A 23,680-nucleotide genomic window follows, 5' to 3' on the forward strand; every position below is an offset into this window, starting at 1 on the left:
ATTCAAGACACGCTAACCAAGGAAATATTTAAGTTTATCGCACCTACTTCAGAAATTATGAGTAGTCCTCTTGCTCCTTTAATAAAAAATTGGAATTTGCTACCGCACTAATTGTCACAAGTCAGGACAGCCTATTTTGGTAATAATGCCAAAATTAGTTGGTGATTTTGTTTTTATCTCATAAAAATTTCTTTAGAAATCCTCTCTCACAAATGGGTGGAGAGGTTTATAAAGAAATTTTTTTCATCATCTATTGAAACACCCTCCAATAGAGTATCAGTAAACTCAGTAAGAACAAGAGGTGTATGAGTTTTTAACAACTATTTTTGGCATATATACCATATTTTTGTCGGGGTGATCCGACTCGAATGGACGACCACCACGCCCTAGCGTGGTATACTATCCGACTTTTGACTCTAAATCGTTAAGAAGTCTTTGCGCACCACGCTTCTTGATTTTGCGTTCAAGGGTCATTGCTTCCGTTCGAGTGTTAAAGGGTTTATAGTAGATAAGCCTCCAAGGCATTCCTTTCGCCGCAAAAGTTGTTTTACCCCTGTTGTGCTCCTGAAGCCTTATCTCAAGATTTTGAGAGGAGCCAGTATAGTAAACACTAAGTTTGTCGCTATACAGTATATAAGTATAAAACATAAACATATCAAAAAAGGGGCAAATGCCCCTTTAATCTGGTCGGGGTGATCCGACTCGAACGGACGACCACTTGCACCCCATGCAAGTACGCTAGCCAACTGCGCCACACCCCGATTAACTTCTTTGGCTGTAACTCCAGTTAGCGAACGACCACCACGCCTAAGCGTGGTACGTTAGCCAACTGCGCCACACCCCGATTGTTTTAGCGGATGCAAAAATAGATTCTTTTTTTGATTTCAGAAAACTAAAAGATTCTTTTTTTGTTAATTGTACAGTGTTAGTTTGTTTAAGCGGCATTCATTAACTTTGACAATTGTTTTTTAACCAAATAACTATGGAACTATTTAAGCCATTGAATAATATGGATAGTAACAAGAATACTTCAAAGAAAGAGCTACCAGTTGAAAGAGTTAAAGTACTAATTATTGGTTCGGGGCCTGCAGGGTATACCGCTGCTATATATGCTTCGAGAGCAAACCTCAACCCTGTACTTTACGAGGGTATTCAACCTGGAGGGCAATTGACAACAACAACTGAGGTTGATAATTTTCCTGGTTATCCCAATGGGATTACTGGTCCAGAGATGATGGAAGATTTAAAGAAACAGGCTACTCGTCTTGGTGCTGATATTCGTTTTGGTATTGCAACATCTGCTGATTTATCATCGCAACCTTATAAAATAACAATTGATGACGAAAAAATTATTGAAACGGAAGCATTAATTATTGCTACTGGAGCAACTGCAAAATATTTAGGGCTAGAATCGGAGGAAAAATACAAGGGTCAAGGAGTTTCTGCCTGTGCTACCTGTGATGGTTTCTTCTATAAAGGACAGGAAGTAGCTGTTGTTGGCGGCGGCGATACTGCAGCAGAAGAAGCTACCTATCTTTCAGGGCTTTGTAAAAAAGTATACCTAATTGTTCGCAAACCATATTTACGCGCTTCAAAGGCAATGCAGGAGAGAGTGATGAAAACGCCTAACATTGAAGTGCTTTTTGAACATACAACAAAAGAAATTCTAGGTGATGTTAATGGCGTAACTGGTGTTCTCCTCGAAAATATATCCAAGGGTGAACTTGCGAAGAAGGATATAACCGGATTCTTTGTAGCAATAGGACACCAACCCAATTCTGATATTTTTAAACCTTGGATCGAAACTGATGAGGTTGGATATATTAAAACAATACCAGGTACTAGTAAAACTAATATCTCGGGAGTATTTGCTTGTGGTGATGTTCAGGATCCACACTATCGTCAGGCAATTACCGCTGCAGGATCTGGTTGCATGGCTGCTATTGATGCCGAAAGGTATATTGGAGAACGAAAGTTTTAATCAAAATAAAAAAGCCCCAATCGGGGCTTTTTTGATATTGAATTGCTTTTAGAATTGAGCAACTTTGACTTTATCGTACTTTCCTGCTAAAAGTTTATCGCGACATTCAGCGAATGCAGCAATAGTTTGCTTCACATCATCTAATGAGTGCACAGCAGTAGGTATAAGGCGTAAAAGAATTTGACCTTTAGGTATTACAGGATATACTACTAATGAGCAAAAAATGCCATAATTCTCTCTCAGATCAAATACTAGATTCGCAGCTTCTGGAACTCCTCCTACCATGTAAACAGGAGTAACTGGCGATTCAGTTTTGCCAATATCAAATCCCATTTCCCTAAGACCTTTTTGAAGGGCGTTAACCACTTCCCAAAGTTTTTCCTTAAGTTCAGGTTTGGACTGTAGAAGTTCTAAACGCTTAAGCGCTCCATAAACCATCGGCATTGGAAGCGATTTTGCATATATCTGCGAACGAAGATTATAGGTTAAATATAAAATAACCTCCTCCTCAGCAGCTACAAAACCACCAATTCCTGCCATACTTTTTGCGAATGTGGAGAAGTAGATATCAATTTTATCCTGAACTCCAAAATGTTCACCAGTACCTGCACCTGTTTTACCCATGGTTCCAAATCCATGAGCATCATCAACAAGTAAACGGAAGTTAAATTCATTCTTAAGTTCAACAATTCCTTTTAGGTTCCCTAAATCACCGGCCATCCCAAAAACTCCTTCTGTAATAACTAGAATACCTCCGCCAGTTCTTTCAGCCCACCTAGTTGCACGTTCTAATTGTTTACGGCAACTTTGAATATCGTTATGTGGAAAAACAAACCTTTTACCTGGAAATAGCCTTAAACCATCAATTATACAGGCATGTGCATCTGAATCGTAAACAACAACATCATTCCTGCTAAGGAGAGCATCAATTATTGATACCATACCCTGATAGCCATAGTTTAGAAGGTAGGCTGCAGGTTTTCCAACAAAAGCAGCTAGTTTTTGCTCCAACTCCTCATGCTTACGGGTTTGACCGCTCATCATTCGGGCACCCATAGGATACGCCATACCGAATTGAGCTGCTGCTTCAGCATCAGCTTTACGAACCTCGGGGTGGTTCGCTAACCCTAAATAGTTATTCAAACTCCATGTAAGAACTTCTTTTCCACGAAAATTCATTCTTGGTTTGATTTCCCCCTCAAGTTTTGGAAAGGCAAAATAGCCATGAGCCTGATTCTGCCACTGTCCAATAGGACCCATCCCTTTTTTGATCTTATCAAATATATCCACGATTGTAATTATTTGGTTGGTACAATTATTAATTAAAATCTAACAAAAGTACATTTTTTTGATTACTAACAAAAGATTTGTTTTTTTCAATAGAATATATTGGGTTATATGATTGATATTTAGAGAGATGAAAATATTACTAAAAATATTTTCATACTTCCATTAAGAAATCCCCAAATTCTATAGACTTTGTTAAACTTGTAAATTAGACTTATCAGATTGTAACCAATAGTTAGCTTGGACTATATAGATCTAATGTATTAGACTAATTTTTTAGATATCTAGCCTTAACCTAGGTGATTTGAAAAGTGAAATTTAGTTAAACGTAACATAAAAAATCAACTTTTGGTAAAAAAAATGTTCAGTTTAACTATTTCTTTCTAACTTTGCCTGCTTATTAGAAAGTGGCGTATACAATAAAATAGCCCTTTTCGGTTATTAATAAATCTTGCCTTTGAATTGAAAACTATGATGAAAAAAAGTAATGTTTTGTCTTGTCTATTATTGCTAAGTATACTATTACTTAGCTGTAGCGGATTTGAAAAAGTTCTAAAGAGTAAAGACTATAATTATAAGTATAAAAAGGGATTAGAGTATTTCAAAAAAGGAGATCATTATCGTTATACTGCTATTTTTGAACAGCTAGCGCCTATTTATTCTGGAACCCTAAGAGCAGATACTGTTCAGTATTATTATGCATTAGGGAATTATAATCAGGGTGATTACATTTTGGCCGGACATTATTTTGATACCTTCAGAAAAACATATCCGAGAAGTGTTTTTACTGAAGAAGCAGAGTATATGTATGCTTATTGTTTTTATGAATCTTCCCCTCGACCAGATCTTGATCAAGATAATACCTTTTCTGCAATTGCTGCATTTTCTGAGTTTTTATCAAAATATCCTAATTCAGATAAGAAAAACGATGTAAGTAAATATCTGAATGAACTGAAGGAAAAACTTGTTGAAAAGTCATACCTTAGTTCTAAACTATACTATAATGTAAGTGAATATAAAGCAGCAATTGTTGCTCTTAAGAATAGTCTGAGAGATTTTCCGAATAGCAAATATCGTGAGGAACAACTTTTTCTAATAGTAAAATCTGCATACACTTTGGCCGATAATAGCGTTCGCACCAAGCAAAAGGAGAGATACCAATCTGCAATTGATGAGTATTATACATTTATAGGTGAGTATCCTCAAAGTGAATACGCTAAGGAAGCAAAAAAGATGTATGAAGCATCTATGAAATTTTTAGGAAACTAAATTGAAACTTGATATATGGATTTCAAAAAAACCAATGCCAGTTCTACAACTGTAACTCGTGATTTAGACAAACTCGATCGCGAAACCAATAATGTATATGAGAGCGTCAGAGTTATCTCTAAAAGATCCAATAAGATTGGTCAGGAAATGAAGCAGGAATTAAATCGTAAACTCGAAGAGTTTGCTTACTATACTGATAATCTTGAGGAGGTTTTTGAAAATCGTGAGCAGATAGAAATTTCTAAATTTTACGAGAGATTACCAAAAGCAGCGCTCATTGCCACCCAAGAATTTTTGGAGGGAAAATTATATTATAGAAAAGGCACTACCAACGAGGAGAAACAGTAATTAACCCATGAGGCTCAAGGGCAAAAATATTATTTTAGGTATAACCGGAAGTATAGCAGCATATAAGGCTGCTATACTTATTAGGTTGCTTGTTAAAGAGGGGGCTGAGGTTAAAGTGATTATGACCCCATTGGCAAAAGAATTTATCACTCCGCTCACTCTTGCTACCCTTTCAAAGAACCCTATTTTAGTTGATTTTTTTAATCCCGAGAATGGTGATTGGAATAGCCATGTTGACCTTGGTTTATGGGCAGATCTATATCTTATAGCGCCAGCATCAGCAAATACTATGGCTAAAATGGCTAGTGGGGTTGCAGATAATCTATTGCTTACAACATATCTTTCGGCAAAATGCCCAGTAATGGTTGCCCCTGCGATGGATTTGGATATGTATAATCATCCTGCAACCCAAAAGAATATTAAAGTTTTACAAAGTATTGGCAATATTGTGATTGAGGCTGCAACAGGAGAATTGGCAAGTGGACTTACAGGTAAGGGCAGAATGGAAGAACCTGAAAATATACTAACCTCTGTTATCAGTTTTTTTTTGAATGAAAACAGGTTTTCGAATATCAAGGTTTTAGTAACCTCAGGACCTACCTTTGAACCTATTGATCCTGTTCGTTTTATAGGAAATCATTCCTCAGGTAAAATGGGTTCATCCTTGGCCGAATCCTTGGCTCGACAAGGAGCTAAGGTTATATTTATTACCGGCCCTGCTAAAGTTATCCCTAATCACTCTAATGTTGAAGTAATATCTGTAAAAACAGCAGAAGAGATGTATAGTGCAGCAATAAGCAATTTTCCATCAGTTAATGGAGCAATTATGGCTGCTGCAGTTGCCGATTATACCCCAACTTCGGTAAGTAATTCAAAGATTAAAAGAGAAGGGGATGAACTAACAATAAAACTCAAACCAACAAAGGACATTGCCGCTTCTTTGGGTAAAACTAAAAGGGAAGATCAATTCCTAGTGGGTTTTGCCTTAGAAACAGATAATGAGTTTGAGAATGCTTATAAAAAATTAAAGTCCAAAAACCTTGATTTTATTGTCCTTAATTCATTAAACGATTCTGGTGCTGGATTCGGTTGTGATACGAATAAAGTAGCAGTTATTGATAGAGAGAATAAAAGATTATCAATAGATTTGAAGTCAAAAACCGAAGTTGCGAATGAAATAATCGACTTTATTGCCGAGAAATTTGATTGGCTTCGGCGTGGTGGAAAATCTTCCCTTTAAAAAAACACCAAATATGCAATTGAAACGCTTATTGGGTCTCTTCTTTATCATTGTGCCTACTTTCCTGACGGCACAAGAATTAAAGTGTAATGTTCAGATCAACTCTCAAAAAATTCAAGGAACTAATCGAACTGTATATCAAACACTTCAAACGGCTATCTATGAATTTATGAACAATACTTCATGGACTAACCATGTATATAATATCGATGAACGGATAGAATGTAATATAGTTATTAACCTTAATGAGCAAATAGGCTCTGATGAGTACAAAGGAACTATTCAGGTTCAGGCTCGTAGGCCAGTATTCAATACATCTTACAATACAACGATGTTAAACTTCCTCGACAACTATTTCGATTTTAGATATTTGGAATTTAATAAGTTGGAATTTAATGAAAACACCCATTTAAATAATCTTACCTCTGTATTAGCATTCTACGCATATATTATTCTCGGAATCGATTACGATTCTTATTCATACATGGGGGGTACAGAATATTTTCAAAAGGCAGAGAAAATTTTGAATAATGCGCAAAATGCACCTGAAAGTGGTTGGAAGGTCTATGAAGGTAATCGCAAAAATCGATATTGGATGATTGAAAATATTTTAGACGAGAAATATCGTCCAATTCGTGAGGTATATTACCGATATCATCGTTTGGGTTTAGATTTAATGAATGAAAAGTTGATAGAGGGGAGAGTTGAAATTGTTGAATGCACGGCTACTATTCAAAAGGTTTTTCGCGACAAACCCGATCCATACCTATTTTATATGCAACTATTCTTCGATGCCAAGAACGACGAACTAGTAAATCTATTTTCAGAATCATACCCGGCTGAAAAAACTCGTGTTCTAAATATTCTTACCGAAATTGATAACGCAAATGCCTCGAAGTATAAGGCAATTATGGAGCAAAAGAACTAACTTACAACCTCTATAATTTAGATCCTTATGCTTAAGAATCTGCACATTCAAAACTATGCATTAATTGATAGACTCGACATTGAGTTTCAACAGGGATTAAATATTATTACTGGTGAAACCGGTGCGGGTAAATCCATACTTTTAGGAGCACTTTCGCTTTTACTTGGACAACGCGCCGATACATCGGTTTTAAAGGATACTAGCAGTAGTTGTATTGTTGAGGGACATTTTAACTTCACCGGGTATAACCTTAACGACTTTTTTGCTGAAAACGATATTGATTACTATGATAATACAATTATTCGTAGACAGATTAATGAATCTGGAAAGTCAAGAGCCTTTATTAATGAAACCCCAGTTAATCTTAATGTTTTAAAAGATTTAGGATCATTAATCATTGATATCCATTCACAGCACGAGAATCTACTCTTAGGAAATGGGCAATTTCAACTAAATGTGCTCGATTCATTCGCCTCATTGGTCGATGATTTAAATAGATATAAGGATCAATTCAAACTATATCAAAACAATAAAATCGAACTCGAAAAACTTTTATTAGAATCAACAAATACTCGCAAAGATTTAGACTATTTCCAATTTCAGTTAAATGAATTAATTCAAGCAAAATTAAAGGTAGGTGAATTGAACGAGTTGGAGATTTTGCAACAGCAACTAACCCATGCAAATGAAATTAAACTATCGCTCCAATCTGTTGCTGATGCATTGACTAATGATACCATTTCTGTTATCAATATGCTTAAAGAGGCAGAATCAAACTTGAGGAAAATCTCAAATTTCTTTCCCGATGCAATTGAACTGGAGAAAAGGATAGAGGGTTGTAGGGTTGAATTAAAAGATATATCCAATGAAATAGCTGTTAAGAACGATAAGGTGGATGTGGATCCATCTCAACTTGAACTTGTAGCCTCTCGGTTAGACCTCTTGTATGCACTTCTTCAGAAGCATAGGCTTAATTCAATTGACAATCTAATATTGTTAAGAGATGAAATTGATTCTAAGGTCAATTTTATCAGCAATCTCGATTTTAACCTTGAGCAGAAAAAGAAAAAGCTTGCAGATATTGAAAAGCAACTTGATACTTTGTCTCAGACATTAACCAAAAAGAGAAAAGTAGCAATACCCATAATTGAGAAAAACATTATTGATTTATTAGTGCAGCTGGGCATTAAACATGCTGCTTTCAAAGTTGATATTCAAAAAACAGATACATTCCAACTCAATGGAGCTGATAGGATAACGTTTTTATTCTCAGCAAACAAGCAGATTCCTTTACAAGAACTATCTAAAGTTGCTTCTGGTGGAGAACTTTCAAGATTAATGCTTAGTTTGAAATCAATGATGATAAAATCATCAGGGTTACCCACTATTATTTTTGATGAGATTGATACTGGTGTATCTGGTGAAATTGCCGACAAAGTTGGTAATATCATTCACGATATGGCTAACGGTATGCAAGTGATTAATATTACTCATTTACCGCAGATAGCATCTAAAGGGAAAAACCATTTTCTTGTATATAAGGACAATCACTCTGCCAATTCAACAACAAAGATTAAACTACTCGATAGCAAAGAACGTGTGATAGAGATTGCAAAAATGTTAAGTGGCGAAAAACTCACAGAAGCGGCACTAACAAATGCAAAGGAACTGCTATCGATGAATGGTAATTGATTATTTTAGCCTGAGCTCGATATAAGAAATGTAATAATATGTTTATTTGCAGAGACATATAATTATTTTGTGTGATGATGGAAGGTTGGAATGATGGAACAATGGAACTGGAGCGAAGCGGAACTCGACGAAGTCAAAATAAGGGGTTAGATTCTTACTTATTTCTTCCATTTATCCAATATTCCATTTTTCCATTGTTTCAAATAAAATAAATTGATTGATATATGGATTGATACACTGTTTTTTACGTCGAACTCACGTTATATTAAGTTGTCATTTTGTTTCATCTTTACTGTTATTTTAAACAAACTTTCTATTAAGGTGTTATTTGAGGTACTAACTAAATAGCTTAAGCATGTCTAATAATTTACTTAAAGGGAAAAAAGGGCTCATTTTTGGAGCCTTGAATGAAAAATCTATTGCATGGCAGGTTGCTGAACGTGCTTATGAAGAAGGTGCAGTATTTGTGCTTACAAATACCCCTGTTGCAATGCGTTTGGGTAATATTAACGACTTAGCTTTAAAGTGCAATACAGTTGTAATTCCAGCCGATGCAACAAAAGTTGAGGATATTGAACATCTCGTAAAAGAGACAATGAAAATTCTAGGTGGAAAAATTGATTTTGTTCTTCATTCAATAGGTATGTCGCCTAATGTTCGTAAAGGCAAAACTTATGATGATTTAGATTACGAGTATTTACATAAAACATTAGATATCTCTGCGATATCGTTCCATAAATTGCTTCAAGTTTGTTGGAAGCTTGATGTAATTAACCCATGGGGCTCAGTTGTTGCACTTTCATATATTGCGGCGCAACGTACGCTTTATGGCTATAATGACATGGCAGACGCAAAAGCGTTATTAGAGTCTATTGCTCGAAGTTTTGGCTATATCTATGGTCGCGAACGAAGGGTTAGAATCAATACAATTTCACAATCACCAACAGAAACAACTGCTGGAAGTGGAGTTATGGGATTCGATTCACTAGTTGATTTTACTGATCGTATGTCCCCATTGGGAAATGCTGATGCATATGAGTGTGCAAACTTCTGTGTTACCCTTTTTAGCGATTTAACTCGAAAAATTACAATGCAGAATCTATTCCATGATGGAGGTTTTTCGAGTATGGGTATGAGTAATAGGGCAATGGCTGTTTATAATAAAAATTTAGAGGAGTGTAGAGATTGCAAGTAGATAACAAATAAAAACCCCGGCTTTCCGGGGTTTTTATTTGTTATCCTAGATATGTTTTTAGCAGTTTACTCCTTGATGTATGGCGTAACCTCCGAATGGCTTTTTCCTTAATCTGGCGAACCCTTTCACGTGTTAATCCGAATTTTTCACCAATCTCCTCAAGGGTCATTTCCTGACAACCAATGCCAAAGAAAAGTTTAATAATATCGCGTTCACGTTCGGTAAGTGTTGCTAAGGCACGCTCAATCTCCTTGCTTAATGACTCATTAATAAGAAGTTTGTCGGCGTTTGGAGAATCACTATTGATCAGCACATCAAGTAGGCTATTATCTTCGCCATCTACAAATGGTGCATCAACAGATACATGCCGTCCACTAACCCTTAGGGTGTCAGTTATTTTTTCCTTAGGGAGTTCAAGCAAATCAGCTAATTCTTCAGGCGATGGAGTACGTTCAAACTCCTGTTCGAATTTTGAGAAAGCTTTATTTATTTTATTTAAGGAACCAACCTGATTCAAGGGTAAACGAACAATACGAGATTGTTCAGCTAATGCCTGTAATATCGATTGGCGAATCCACCATACAGCATACGAGATAAATTTAAAACCACGAGTTTCATCAAACTTTTCGGCAGCTTTAATGAGACCAAGATTTCCTTCATTAATTAAATCGGGTAGGCTAAGTCCTTGATTTTGATATTGTTTGGCGACGGAAACGACAAAACGCAAATTAGCTCTTGTTAATTTCTCAAGAGCTTCTTGATCCCCTTTTTTAATTCGCTGGGCAAGTTCAACTTCCTCTTCAACTGTTATAAGTTCTTCTTTTCCAATTTCCTGCAAGTACTTATCCAGTGAGGCGCTCTCCCTGTTAGTAATTGATTTTGTTATTTTTAACTGTCTCATTTCGGGTCTGTAAAAATTTTTGCGAAGTTATGCCATTTTAGTATTATAATCAAATCATTACTAATCGAAAAATCAAGGATTTCAAAATAAATTAATCAATTCCAATTGCATAGTATGCAACTACACCATTTGGATAAACCCCTTCAATTAGTACTCCTCCAGATGAAATTCCAATAATACGATTGATATCATCAACTGTTTTTATTGGAGTACGGTTAATTTTGGTAATAATATAACCCTCTCTAATTCCACCCTGCCTTAGCTTTCCATCTCTTAGTCCAGTAATCTGGACACCGTAATTAATACCTAAATCATGTTTAATTCGATCTGATATTTCATTAAAATCGGCACCTAATAAATTTAATGATTCATCGATTTTGTATGTGCCTAATCCGCCCTTCATGTTACGTAATGTTGCCGAGAAATGTTTCTTATTATTGCTGCGATTAACAATAATATCAATTTGTTGATCAGGTCTATACTTACTAATCTGCTCTTGAAGTTGGGAAGGGCTGTTTACCTGTGCCCCATTTATTTCTAGGATAACGTCACCTTTTGATAAACCAGCTTGTTCAGCTGCACTCCCTTTATAAACTCCATCAACTAAAACCCCTTTTATCTCCTTTATCTTGTATTTCTCTGCGGTTTCGGAATCCAATTCTTTTGTTTTTACACCAAGAATGGCTCTTTGAACCTCTCCAAACTCAATTAAATCGGTAACAATTTTTTTAGCAATGGAAGATGGTATTGCAAATGAATAGCCAGAATATGATCCGGTTCTCGAAGCAATAGCTGTATTTATACCAACCAGTTCCCCTTTAAGATTAACTAATGCGCCTCCGCTATTTCCAGGATTAACTGCTGCATCAGTTTGTATAAAGGATTCTATTGCATAACTATCCTGGATAATTTGAATATTACGGGCTTTTGCGCTTATGATACCTGCTGTTACAGTTGAAGTTAAATTAAAAGGATTTCCAATTGCTAAAACCCATTGTCCCACCTTAAGATCATCAGAATTACCAAAAGCAATAAAGGGTAAATCATTAGCATCGATTTTGAGTAATGCAATGTCTGTATTGGGATCGCGACCAACTAGTTTAGCATCATAAGTTCTTTTATCATTAAGGATTACTTTAATTTCCTGAGCATTATCAATAACATGATTGTTTGTTACAATAAAGCCATCCCTTGTGAGGATAACGCCTGAGCCAGAACCTAATATCGGTTCAGGGTTTGGATTGTTTCTGAGACCAAAAAAATAATCGAAAAGTGGGTTTCCCGATGAGTATAAACTATTATCCGAGTACGCTGTCATAACGTGAACTACAGCGTCAACACTTTTCTCGGCAGCAATAGTAAAATCAGTTGTGTTCGAGTCACTTTGTAGTTCTCGTGTGTAGTAAACTTTCTCGGATTTTTGCGGTTGAATTGTTTCCGATCTTACTTTAAAAAAATAATTACTTACTGCAATTGCAATTAAACCACCAACAATTGCAGAAACCATAGGAATAATAATTCTCTGCGTTCTCATAATTTTTAATATTTTAGGTTTAACACAATATTATAACGCTCAAACCTTATACCTTGTGATATTTGATTGATAAATCTTAACAAAGATTAGCTGAAACTGACAGTTTTTCAGTTAATTGAAAAAGAGAAAAGGAGTAGTTAATAGGTTATATATTTGAAAGGTAGATGAACTATTTCGGAAAATGATTCTCCTGTTTCTTTCATATCCTCATCATTAAAGTGATAAAACCAGTTAACAAAAATTGATTGTTTATTCTTGTGGATTTCGTAACAAATAGATAGGATATCAAGAATTCTTTTTGATGAAGCAGTGTTAAAATACTCCATTTTGAAAACTAGTATAGTTTCTTTATTGGGCTCCTTTACGTATTCCCTAAACCATTTTAGTACGGGTTCGAAAAATTCATTTGGGTTTTCAGGAAGCGATTTTCCGTAAAATTCAAAACGACTCATCTCTTTATCAAGATTTACCTCTAAACTTTCGTTGGTGGCTTGAATTCTTAACGGTATAATCATAACTATTTATTGTATTGGTAAAGATATTAAAGAAAATAAACTACTCCTGATTTGAATGCAAAGATAAGAATATTCAGTTTAGAGAAAAATCTCTTTTTATTAAATGGTAATTTGCCCATCAAAAACATGTGTTGCAGGGCCTTTTAGCCAGATTTCATTGAACTCAAAATCATTTACTTTATGGAACTTTATAGTCAATTTACCACCTTGAGTATTGATAGAATATTCCGATTTATTGTCTTTTGTTTGGTGGTTAACTGCTATTGCAGAAGCTACTGAACCTGTTCCACAAGCAAGCGTTTCTGATTCCACACCTCGTTCATAGGTTCTAATGTTGATGAGATTTTGAGATAGATCAACGAAATTAACATTTGTCCCCCCATTTATAAGGTTAAAGGAATTCCTAATTTTTTTGCCTTCACTGTTCACGTCAACCTTACTTACATCGTTTACAAAGCAAACGTAATGAGGGGATCCTGTATTTATGAAATAGTAGTCTGAACCAATTTCAATACCCTTTATATCCTGCATTTTAAGGTTAACCATTCTCTCATCTTCAATATTTGCGGTGTGTTCACCATCAATACCTAAGAAATGGGTGCTAGTGCCAATAATTCCAATCTTATGGGCAAAAAGAGTGATACACCGACCTCCATTTCCACACATGGTTGATTCATTTCCATCGGAATTGTAGTAACGCATATAAAAATCTGCGTTGGCAAATGTTTCAAGAAGCATTAGTCCATCAGCACCGATTCCAAAATGTCGATCACAAAGTTTTTTAATTAGGACAGGTTCCTTTGTGAAAAAACACGATCTGTTATCTATAATCACAAAATCGTTACCTGCTCCGTGATACTTGGAAAAGGGAAAGTTCATGGTTAATTGAGTTTTTATTTAATATCGTATATGAGGAAATTTAAAAATGCCTAAAATGGAATGACAACATTAACTTAAGGCTGTTGCTATTTTAAATTTAATTGATGTTCATTCATAGAGATATTCATTTTGGAGTTAACCTTGATAATCCAATTTAATCTTTAGCACTTTAGGCATTCAAAGTATTTAATCACTTTTTCCTTTTACTTACTTACCACTTCAATCTCAACCCTCCTGTTAAGAGCTCTACCCTGTTCCGTATCGTTGGATGAAATTGGTATAGTATTGCCAAAACCTCTTATCTGTATGTTACTAAATCCATTTTCAATTAAGAATCGTGCAACAATTTTTGCTCTTTCCTCAGAAATTTGAGGATTACTCAGCGCCTCAAGGTCATCTGAATGCCCTTGTACCTCAATCTTGATATTCCCATTATCCTTTAGTAGGCGAATTAATCGGTTGAGTTCAGCAACGGATTCAGAGGCAAGATCTGTTTTGTTTATATCAAATCTAATATTGAGTTCAATCTTCGATCCAATTGCAATTGGTTTGAGTAATACATCCTTAGTTACATTTAAGAAAGTTGTTACCTGATTGAGATTTAGGTTTTCAGAATGATACCAATAGCCATCTGCAAGTATTTCAAGTAAATAATAATCATCTGCCATAAACGAGATACTGTAATCCCCTGTTTGAGAACTTGAGTACATTGAGGTTATCACTGTATTGTTTTTTGTATTAACTAAATTTACTCTCGCTCTAATAGGTGTTAGTGAACTAGCATCCTTAACTGATCCTCTCAGGTTTGTTCTTCTAACTTGCATTATATTAGCTAATTGAGCATCCTGGGTTGATGGACTAAAATTAACCCTTCGGATTTTTTCATCGAATACAAAATTTACTTCAAACTGCTTATAACCATTGAACTGTACTTTGAAGTTATTTTGCCGTAAGTCAAAATTCTCGTAAAATATATTATTTATGTTAACTATATATTGGTCGGTTACAGGTGCAAAAACTACAAACTCTCCATTTTTATCTGTTAAAGTTGTATAAGTTCTACCTTTACTATCAGTTGCAGTGATTCTTATATTAGAAACATCCAACTTACCAAGACCAGAAAGACGACTACGAGAAAGAATAACTTTTCCAAATACCTTATTCTTCTCAACAAATGGAAAATAGAACTTGCCAGATCTATTTATTGATAATTCAAGGCTTTCTGAAGCTTTGGTGAAACTACCTGCCTCTTTCCCTATTGGATTATAGTTGATTTTGTAAATGCCTTCCGGAACTTTGTCAAGTCTGACCCTACCCAAATTATCTGAAAGTAACTCACCAGTTGAAAAATCTCCTGGAATAACACCTTTAACATCAGAACTTACTTTTTCAAAATAAACTAACACATTTTTAATACCTGGCTCATTCTCTTCTTGAATAAAATTACCATTATAATCTTTGAAAAAGCCAAACTCAATATCGTAGTATTTTACTCTAGGTTGGTTAATGTTAAAATCTTTTTTGATACCAACTTCTAAATATAATGATTGGTATGTCTCAATTAATTCTTGCACGTTTACTCGTTTTTGCAGAGAGTAAACCCCTAGGAATTGAAGTTCCCAATTTTTTGGTAAATATACGTTTAATAAACCATTAAGCGTTGAATATGTGGATTTTAGAATCATGTCGTTTGAGTAACTCAACCCAAGATTAACCTTGACAATATCTTTATATACAAACTTGTCGAAAGTAGGAAGAAATTGTATTTTTCGTGTTTGTCTACCTGTTCGTAAATAGTTTATTTGATCGAATGAAGAACGGGGCCCTGATGTGTAGAATGCCATAAACATTAATGAACGGGTTCGCATTGATAAAGAAAGATGATGAAAGAAAAACGATTTGCTATTGTTATCTGGACTTATTTCTAAAAATGGATTTTCTAGTATTTTTGCAATTGCAAATTCAAAACTAGGGGTTATTATAACCGAATTTGCAGTATTCTTAAGTCTTGCGCCAAGTGATGCTTTTGTATTAATGCTTTGAAAATGAGTATTTTCTGGAAATACATTTAATCCTATCGCTACATTGTTTTCAACAATAGGTCCACCGAAAACCTCTACATTATTTGATGCGAAGTGCCTAAGCTGTAACTTGCCTTCTCTTGTAATTAATTCACCTAAATTAAGAATACTTGTATTTTGAAAAGCCAACTGTTTGATATTATTCTGATTGTATAAAGCAACTAACTGGTTTGAGTTGTTTATTCTCCATATAATATTTGATAAAAGTTCGAATTTACCAGCATATGGACTATTCAAATGATTACTACCAAATCGTGATATTATATATGAAGTAAAAGGACCTACAGTTGAACTGTAATTAAATTGAACTCCATACTCATTATGTACTTTCTTGTTATCAAATTCTCTCTGTAGTTGATTAAACGAAGATAGAATAAGAAAACTATGTTGTTTGTTAATGGTAAAACCTGTTCCAATAAAACCAAGTTTTGAATTGTAATTTTCTTTTTGACTTGAATTGTATGCCATACCTGATTGAATAAATAGGTCAGGTAAAAAATGATAGGTGAATGAACTACCAAAATTATAAACGCTAGATTGTAAATTTTTTGTAGCCATCAATTCAGCTTTAACCTTATGACTATTATAGGCAGCATATCCTCCTCTACCATACATGCTACTCTCCAAACTCCTATAACTATCACCCGCTTCCAATGTCCAATGTCCAAAAGTGCCCCCTAAATGCATCCTATTGTTAACAAAAAAATCTTCATTATTCTTTGAGTTAAAGTTACGGTATAGGTAGTATAATTCTGAATTACCCTTAAATAGAGTTTTTCCTTCCAATAGAAGTGAGTAGTTTGGTTTAAGATTAATATCCGCTAAGCCTTGAGCATACAACTCAAATCTTAGTGGCATATCAGTTGATGATATCTCATTTTTAGTAGAGGAATCTATAATCCTAAACCATAATGTATTTTGGTAGGATGTGTCAATAGTAGATACTTTTGCCTGAAGGCTAAATGTTTTTTTACCAAACTGCTCTTCTTGTTTTAACGAAACCCTGAAAGTAAAAAGACTATCTGAAAATGGGGGGATAGATACATCTGAAGAAAAGAGAGCATCTTTTTGATCTCCAATACATAGCAACCTAATACCATCAAAAAGGAAATTAACCAATTCTTCCCTGTTTCCTTTATTTTGAACAAGAACGGAGAATTCGGATGATTTTAATACTGGGTCTAGGAAGAAAATTCTACTGCTGTATTTAACAACAAGCATAGTTTCTCTTGGGATTTTTACAAAACAGTAAACATTTCGGATTGAATTTCCTTTATTATCTGTCAGTGAGGCGATTACGCTATAACCTATATCACCTCTTACTTTACTGGCAACAGCTATTCTAATTGGAATAACTATTGAATCTAAAGGTTGGAGTGTTATTTCCATTTTATTTGCACCAACAACAGACCAACCATCAGGTACTGTAATATTCAGTGTAAAGGTTTCGGAACGATTAGCTTTATTCTTTAAAGTTAGGGTATTAAAAAAGGATTGTTTTGCCGAGGATTGAATTGAATGCTGTAAAAAGGAAGCTTCAATATTTGCTGGTGTATCTGAATAAAGGTAATATTGAGCAAAACATAAATGCGACGAAAACGTTAGTAGTAATAGAACAAATATATGCCTTATCCTAATTGCCATTTACTTTGGAAGAATTCATTAATACAAATGTAAAATTAATTAAAAATATTCTAGTATATATTCTAAATTAGTATAATAATAACCTGATTTAGTATCCAAAAGAGGAGTTACTGTTCCTAGTTCATAGGTAATACCAAAGGTAATATCAAAGTTATCTAATACTCCAGTACCTGACATAAATACTTGTCCTACATTTGTTAGTGAATAGGCTCCATTTGCAATACATGAAGTTTCTAGTGGGTTAAAAATAAGGTTGACAGGAATGAGTCTTAATGAACTTAATGGTAGGTCAGGATTTCCATCATCCGATAAAATAAGCGGATCGCTTGATTTAATCCTTAACTGCCACATCCGACCAATATACCCAGATGTACAATTAATTTTAATTCTACTCCAATTAGTTAAGATTACACCTCCATTATAATGTGAAAGTGAGGATGCAATTAACTGAACTGTTCCTCCTGAAACTTTAATTGTTCCTGTTTGTGAGCGGCAAACAGTTGGTACTACCAATAAACTTACTCCAATAAGTAGCACTACTATATATACATATTTGTTCACCTTGGGATTCATTAACTATTCCGTATTCAATCAATAGAGCCAAGCGATAATCGTTTGGCTCTATTAATTATAACTTTAATATACTTTACATTGGTGTTAATGTCAAAAATATGTTATTAACATAAATATCTGTTGCTAAACTTTGTACTGCAAGAGTTGTCGCTTTCATAGGAGCAACTCCTTGTCCAACTTGCCATGCTACAGTATATATGTGTGAGCCTCCAGCTGGTGCACCTAGCACTGGAGTAATTTCTTGGGTAACACCTAGTCCGTGTAGAGCTCCATCAAGAACTGCACCACCACCAGCGGCAGTAGTTGTATACCCAACATTATCATTAGTGAAGAGAATACTACCAGTTTCAAGTCCAATAAAAGTTGCACTTTCAGTAGCCATTGTTACTTTGTAAGTTCTTGAAGAGGATACCTGAAAAGTTGTAGTAGTTCTAGGTGTTGCAGCTATACCAGTGGTATACTGTGCTATAGTATTGAAAACGAATACAATGTTTCCTCCAGAAGTTACTGTAAGTCGAAGTATAGAGTTAAGAGTTACAGATACAGGAACAACAGCCTGATCTTGTACCATTTGCCCGAAGCAAAACTGACTAAAAATCAGCATGGTAAGAGTGAAAAATAATTTTCTCATAGTCTTATTTATTTATTGGTTAAAATCTTAGTTTAGTTTTTAATTTCAAAAAGTAAAATTATAACAAATTATTAATCTACAAATAAATTAAACACATTTTTTTTGTAAAAGTATACTAATGTTTTACAAATAAGACATTTTTGAATCCAAAAATTACTAATGATTAACACAGAAAAAACCTGATTGTTCAAAGATTAGTTGTGATTTAGTGAATTAATTATCTGATATATAAGTGATGATTTGGATCATTGACTTATTTGTAATAAGAGTTTCCATGTATAACCAATTACAATAAACTTTTCCACTGATTGCCTTAAGGCGAACATGCAAGATCGTCTCGGTTCTTGCGAAATCATAAATCCAGTTCTAATAATTTTATGGATTACAGGCCCTAGCCTGAAATGACAATGGATTATGTGAACAATAGCTAATGCATAATAATCATTAAAAATAATAAGTAAATAAATGTGATTATTAAGTGTCAATATTAGTTATTAATAAACTCTTTATTTACTCAACCATAAATCCAAGAACAAGCACATCATCCACTTGCTGATACTGAGTACCCAGCCAATCTTTCAAGGTATTTTTAAGCATTTCACGCTGTTGAGTGGCTGGAAGAATGGAGATACCAGCAAGAAGATCGACGAATCCTTTTATCATAAATTTACGTCCATCAGCACCTCCAAATTGATCTATAAATCCATCTGAGAATAGGTAGAACCAAGTAGGTTTCTCAATTTTAATTTGATGGGTTGTAAAATCTGTATCATTAACACCATACCCACCACCAATGGATTCCTTATCACCTCTAATTCTATATACTTCAGAATCAGATATGTATACTACGGGATTTTTGGCTCCTGCAAACTCTAGGGTTCTGTTTTTAATATCAACAACACAAAGAGCCATATCCATACCATCTCTATTGTCCGTTTCATCTTGGCGCAATGCTTTGCGTACTCCTTTGTTTAACTCTTTAAGAATTTCGCCAGGTGAATATATTCCTTTACTAACAATTTCGTCCAGAAGATTATAACCTATCATAGAAAGAAATGCTCCAGGAACTCCATGCCCAGTGCAGTCAATTGCTGCTATAGCAAATTTGTCCATGCTTGGGTTAAATTCCTCTTTGCTATTTGAAAGGGGTCTGAACCAGTAGTAATCACCACTAACAACATCACGAGGTCTGAAGAAAATAAATGATTCTGGGAAAACTGCTGTTAAACTTGTTTGAGGGGGGAGTAATGCTTTTTGGATACCCTGTGCATAATTAATACTTTTATTTATATTTTCATTTTGGCGCTGAATGTGGTCACGTTGCTTTTGGATTTCCTCGTTTTGAAGACTAAGTAGTTCGTTTGCTTTTTTCTTATCCCTGTAGTTCTTAAATATAAAAACAGCTAGAATAAGCATAAGAACTAAGAATCCTAATATGGAGTAAATAATAAATTTCTGAATTCGTTCTCGTGCTTGTTGTTCGCGGAATTGTGTTGCTTTTAACTCCACCTCCTTATTTAGTAGGTCAATTCTTATTTGACGTTGCTGGGCTTCTTGCTGAGCCTTCGACAAACTGTCTTGTTTTACATTCACTACCAACCCCAATGAATCCTGTTTCGTTTTAGCTCTAAGTTGTTGGAGTTCCATGATCTGTTTCTGAATTTCACGTTGTCGTTTTTCCATTTCGACCTCGGCCTGTGATTTGCTAACCTCTTTCTCATACTTGGTAGTTATATCTTGAGTTGATAGTTGCTGATCATAGGCCAAATACATGTCATTGTAAATCTTGGTCTTTTGAATATTGCCAAGTTTATCATAATTTGTAGTTAGAAGCTTAGCGCAATTTAATATTAATCGTGGATTGTTAATAGATTTAGCAAGTTCAAGTGCTTCTTCAAGGAGTTCAATGGCCTTTTCGGTTTGATTTAATACTGTATGGATATAAGCAATATCAATAAGCCCCGCAGAAACCTCCGATTTATCGTTCAGTTTTCTGCGAGTTTCAAGGCTTTTCTGAAAATATTCAAGGGCAAGATCTAATCTGTCCATATCTGTGTAAATTAAAGCGATATTGCTGTACACCGCTTTAATGTCACTGTAATTACCTATTTTTTGATTTAATGGAATTGTTTCAAGAAAATAACTAATGGCAACTTTGGAGATACCATTCTCCCAACAAATAAATGCAATTTTATTAAGGTAGAATGCCGCCTGCTGAGAATTATTAGCTAGTTTATATCGAGATACTAACTCTTCGTATTTATCTATTTCATCCTGTTTCTCTTTTGGGAGTTGAATTATTTCTTGCGAGAATACAGGCATTAGGTGTAAAAAAACAAACAAGATAACTAGACTTGTATTTTTTAGATATGTTAAAAATTTAGTAACCACTTGATGATGTGTTTGATGCATCTAAAATAATTTTTATAAAGCAGAATAGTAACACTTGTTCCTTATTGTTTTATTCTGCCTTTTATCATTTATCAAATATACTTTTTATTCAAATACATTGCTATAAAATAGACTATAATTCTTTGTTTTGGATTACTTATGCAATAAATTAGAGATAAAAGAACAGATAAATGAGATTTAAAAAAATGGAAGAAGGAAACTATTGTGTAAGAGTATTTAATATTATAGAAGATGTGAGAAACGATTATTTTACGGATTTTTTAGAGTTTTTTTCTTTTGTATATGCTAGTTTGCTATTTTTCAAATTGATTTTGGTAAACCACTAAAATCGGAATATTAATAAAATATTAAGGTTCAATTAATCAATTATTTATACTTAAGTTAATTTAATGGCTTCAATTCAAAGATTTTTTCATATTTTTATCGAAAATATAAATTGTCGGTTATGTATTATCGAAGATATGTAATACTTGTAGTCTTTTTGACCTTAGTTTTATTACACAAGAACCTAGGTGCGCAAGATTTTGAAGTTGCTCCTGTGAAACTTGAATTCAATGCTGAACCTGGTGAAAATCAAACGAAAACAATTACAGTAAGGAATCATAGTAATAAAAAAGAATCCTTTTTAATAGTTATGAGTGATTTTTTACCCTCTTCTTCCGGTGCAATAAATTACTTGGCACCAAATTCAACAAAAAGATCATGTGCCAACTGGTTAAATATTAATCCTTCTTTCTTTGAGTTGAATCCCAATGATGAAATCCCAATTCAGATTAGCATGATGGTGCCAAATGATCAATACAGCGCTGCTTGGTGTGTAATATATATACAGTCTGCTCAAGAACAGTCATCTTGGAATGCTGAAAAAAATTTAGGAACAGGAATGATTGTTACGGGTAGAATTGGATTATTAATCTACCAGTCTCCAAAATCAAATACTAATCACTCTTTAAAAATTAGCAATCTTGTAGAGGTTACAAAACTTGGAGATAAGGAAAGAGTATTTTCTGCAACTATTGAAAACCTTGGAGAAAAAATTACTAAAAGTAAAGCATATTTAATTGCATCAAATATGAAAACTGCTGAGGAAAAACAATTGCCACCATCTGAATTTGAAGTTTTTCCTAAATTATCTCGAACAATTGAGTTAAGATTGCCTAATTTATTAGTACCTGGATCGTATTCACTTGCTGCAATTCTTGATTATGGTACAAAATATTCCTTGGAGGGCACTCAGATTATAATAGAGGTTAAAGAGCAAACAAACATTGTTAAACCTGATACAATTATTGTTAAGTCAGATACTTTGAAAGTTAAATAGCAAACCTAAATGAGAATATTAAGCCATCTGATTTAACCTGATGGCTTTTTTTCTAAAAATTATATCTAATATGCTTACTTCAATCCTTAAAAAAATATTACTATTTACTCTATTTCTATACATTTCAAATGTTAGTGGTCAAGGATTCGTTTTTATTGAAAAAAAATATTCAAGTGGATTGTTAAAAGAGAAGTATCAGGGGGTTATTATTGGTAAAGATACGATTAGGAGGGGATTGTACAGTTTTTATTATGATAATGGACGGTTAATGCAGGAAGGTTTTTATAAGGATAACAAACCCGATAGTGTATGGCTTAATTATTACTCTGATGGTGCAAGAAAAAGTCTTTTCAACTATCAATCAGGTCTTAAAACAGGCGAATTTATTTTTTGGAATGGCGATGGTACAATTTACCAAAAGGGAACATATAAATTGAATAAGTTGGATGGACTGTTAACTACTTATTTCTCTAATGGGCAGATAGATGCTGAATCGAACTATCAGAAAGGAATGCTAAATGGTATTTCCAAAGTATATAATAATGAGGGAAAACCTAAACTTGTTGCTGAATATAAAAACGACACCCTTAATGGTTTATGGCAAACCTATTATGATACAGGTGAACTAAACTACAAAGGGAGAAAGGTTAATGGAAAGTATCAGGATTCCTTGTATACCTATTTTAAAAATGGACAACTTCAGCGTAAGGCATATTATATAGGAGGTCTTGTTGAGGGTAAGGTAATTGGTTACTATCCTTCAGGGAAAAAAATGATTGTAACATGTTATAAATATGGTAGGCTTGAAGGGATTTCTTCAGAATACCATGAGAATGGGTGCATTGCTGAAGAGGGTTCATATATGAACAATAAAAAGGAAGGATTTTGGAAAAGTTTTTACCCTAATGGGAAGGTTCATAGTAATGGAGAGTTTAAAAATGAATTATTTGAAGGGCTTTGGGTTATTTATCATCCCAATGGCATAGTAAAGCAAAGAGGTTTATACAGGAACGGCAAAGCGAATGGGCATTGGATGTATTTCAATATCTTTGGGAATTTATTACTTGAGGGAGAATATATTGAAAACATGAACCAAGGGATTTGGACAACTTTTTACCCAAATGGTAAGGTTGCTGGTAGAGTTCATTATATAAATGGGAAAGAAATAGGATCGGTTTGGCTTTATAATGAAATAGGCACGCTCCAACGGAAGTTGAGATTAGAGAAAGTGAATTAATCAAAAGGCCGG

General features: G+C 34.2%; 19 protein-coding genes and 1 tRNA gene. 9 read left to right on the top strand and 11 right to left on the bottom strand.

Translation table 11 applies throughout. The features are described from left to right. Window positions 1-399 precede the first annotated feature (399 nt). Both HOO91_17385 and HOO91_17390 read right to left on the bottom strand, forming a co-directional pair. Window positions 400-648 (bottom strand): GIY-YIG nuclease family protein, encoded by a 249-nt coding sequence (locus tag HOO91_17385; GenBank protein ID NOU19333.1) that lies wholly within the window; start codon window positions 646-648, stop codon window positions 400-402. 36 nt (window positions 649-684) lie between these two features. Further along, window positions 685-761, bottom strand: a tRNA-Pro gene (locus HOO91_17390). Between the two features lie 221 nt (window positions 762-982). Between HOO91_17390 and trxB the strand changes: the two genes are divergently transcribed. Beyond that, window positions 983-1,981 (top strand): thioredoxin-disulfide reductase, encoded by a 999-nt coding sequence (gene trxB / locus HOO91_17395; protein NOU19334.1) that lies wholly within the window; start codon window positions 983-985, stop codon window positions 1,979-1,981. Window positions 1,982-2,029: 48 nt separating this feature from the next. On the opposite strand, the gene HOO91_17400 is transcribed toward trxB, so the two are convergent. Further along, window positions 2,030-3,271: an aminotransferase class I/II-fold pyridoxal phosphate-dependent enzyme gene (locus tag HOO91_17400; protein NOU19335.1), complete on the bottom strand. Its 1,242-nt coding sequence runs from the start codon at window positions 3,269-3,271 to the stop codon at window positions 2,030-2,032. 468 nt (window positions 3,272-3,739) lie between these two features. Between HOO91_17400 and bamD the strand changes: the two genes are divergently transcribed. The 6 genes from bamD to HOO91_17430 all read left to right on the top strand — a co-directional run bounded on the left by bamD (window position 3,740) and on the right by HOO91_17430 (window position 9,940). Then, a complete protein-coding gene (bamD, locus tag HOO91_17405) occupies window positions 3,740-4,537 on the top strand; it encodes an outer membrane protein assembly factor BamD (protein NOU19336.1) in 798 nt (265 codons plus the stop codon). Window positions 4,538-4,552: 15 nt separating this feature from the next. After that, window positions 4,553-4,885, top strand: coding sequence for an RNA polymerase Rpb6 (locus tag HOO91_17410; protein ID NOU19337.1), 333 nt, complete (start codon window positions 4,553-4,555; stop codon window positions 4,883-4,885). A gap of 7 nt (window positions 4,886-4,892) precedes the next feature. Next, a complete protein-coding gene (coaBC, locus tag HOO91_17415; protein NOU19338.1) occupies window positions 4,893-6,125 on the top strand; it encodes a bifunctional phosphopantothenoylcysteine decarboxylase/phosphopantothenate--cysteine ligase CoaBC in 1,233 nt (410 codons plus the stop codon). A 13-nt stretch (window positions 6,126-6,138) separates the two neighbouring features. Then, window positions 6,139-7,053, top strand: a complete 915-nt coding sequence (locus HOO91_17420) for a DUF4835 family protein (protein ID NOU19339.1) — start codon at window positions 6,139-6,141, stop codon at window positions 7,051-7,053. A 27-nt stretch (window positions 7,054-7,080) separates the two neighbouring features. Beyond that, window positions 7,081-8,745, top strand: a complete 1,665-nt coding sequence (recN, locus tag HOO91_17425; GenBank protein NOU19340.1) for a DNA repair protein RecN — start codon at window positions 7,081-7,083, stop codon at window positions 8,743-8,745. Between the two features lie 355 nt (window positions 8,746-9,100). Then, entirely contained in the window at window positions 9,101-9,940 is an 840-nt protein-coding gene (locus tag HOO91_17430) for an SDR family oxidoreductase (GenBank protein ID NOU19341.1), read from the top strand. Between the two features lie 40 nt (window positions 9,941-9,980). Here the strand turns inward: HOO91_17430 and HOO91_17435 are convergent, their stop codons facing one another. From HOO91_17435 to HOO91_17470, 8 genes are all read right to left on the bottom strand, one after another. Next, window positions 9,981-10,841: a sigma-70 family RNA polymerase sigma factor gene (locus tag HOO91_17435; protein ID NOU19342.1), complete on the bottom strand. Its 861-nt coding sequence runs from the start codon at window positions 10,839-10,841 to the stop codon at window positions 9,981-9,983. Window positions 10,842-10,932: 91 nt separating this feature from the next. Continuing rightward, window positions 10,933-12,375 carry a Do family serine endopeptidase gene (locus HOO91_17440; protein NOU19343.1) on the bottom strand — a complete coding sequence of 481 codons (1,443 nt, stop codon included), beginning with the start codon at window positions 12,373-12,375 and terminating at the stop codon, window positions 10,933-10,935. Window positions 12,376-12,512: 137 nt separating this feature from the next. Beyond that, on the bottom strand, window positions 12,513-12,887 hold the full coding sequence (locus HOO91_17445; GenBank protein ID NOU19344.1) for a DUF1987 domain-containing protein: 375 nt from the start codon (window positions 12,885-12,887) through the stop codon (window positions 12,513-12,515). A gap of 102 nt (window positions 12,888-12,989) precedes the next feature. After that, the gene (locus HOO91_17450) at window positions 12,990-13,769 is read right to left on the bottom strand and encodes a diaminopimelate epimerase (protein NOU19345.1); all 780 of its coding nucleotides are present in this window, start codon (window positions 13,767-13,769) and stop codon (window positions 12,990-12,992) included. A gap of 203 nt (window positions 13,770-13,972) precedes the next feature. Further along, entirely contained in the window at window positions 13,973-17,494 is a 3,522-nt protein-coding gene (locus HOO91_17455) for an OmpA family protein (GenBank protein NOU19346.1), read from the bottom strand. Between the two features lie 39 nt (window positions 17,495-17,533). Beyond that, window positions 17,534-18,067 carry a hypothetical protein gene (locus HOO91_17460; protein NOU19347.1) on the bottom strand — a complete coding sequence of 178 codons (534 nt, stop codon included), beginning with the start codon at window positions 18,065-18,067 and terminating at the stop codon, window positions 17,534-17,536. Window positions 18,068-18,140: 73 nt separating this feature from the next. Beyond that, complete coding sequence (locus HOO91_17465; GenBank protein ID NOU19348.1) at window positions 18,141-18,698, bottom strand: hypothetical protein; 558 nt, start codon at window positions 18,696-18,698, stop codon at window positions 18,141-18,143. Between the two features lie 510 nt (window positions 18,699-19,208). Then, entirely contained in the window at window positions 19,209-21,020 is a 1,812-nt protein-coding gene (locus HOO91_17470) for a tetratricopeptide repeat protein (GenBank protein NOU19349.1), read from the bottom strand. Window positions 21,021-21,555: 535 nt separating this feature from the next. Between HOO91_17470 and HOO91_17475 the strand changes: the two genes are divergently transcribed. Then, the gene (locus HOO91_17475; protein NOU19350.1) at window positions 21,556-22,431 is read left to right on the top strand and encodes a hypothetical protein; all 876 of its coding nucleotides are present in this window, start codon (window positions 21,556-21,558) and stop codon (window positions 22,429-22,431) included. A gap of 70 nt (window positions 22,432-22,501) precedes the next feature. Then, window positions 22,502-23,668, top strand: a complete 1,167-nt coding sequence (locus tag HOO91_17480; protein ID NOU19351.1) for a hypothetical protein — start codon at window positions 22,502-22,504, stop codon at window positions 23,666-23,668. Window positions 23,669-23,680: the final 12 nt, after the last annotated feature.

The sequence above is a fragment of the Bacteroidales bacterium genome, from assembly GCA_013141385.1.
GTDB lineage: Bacteria > Bacteroidota > Bacteroidia > Bacteroidales > Tenuifilaceae > UBA8529.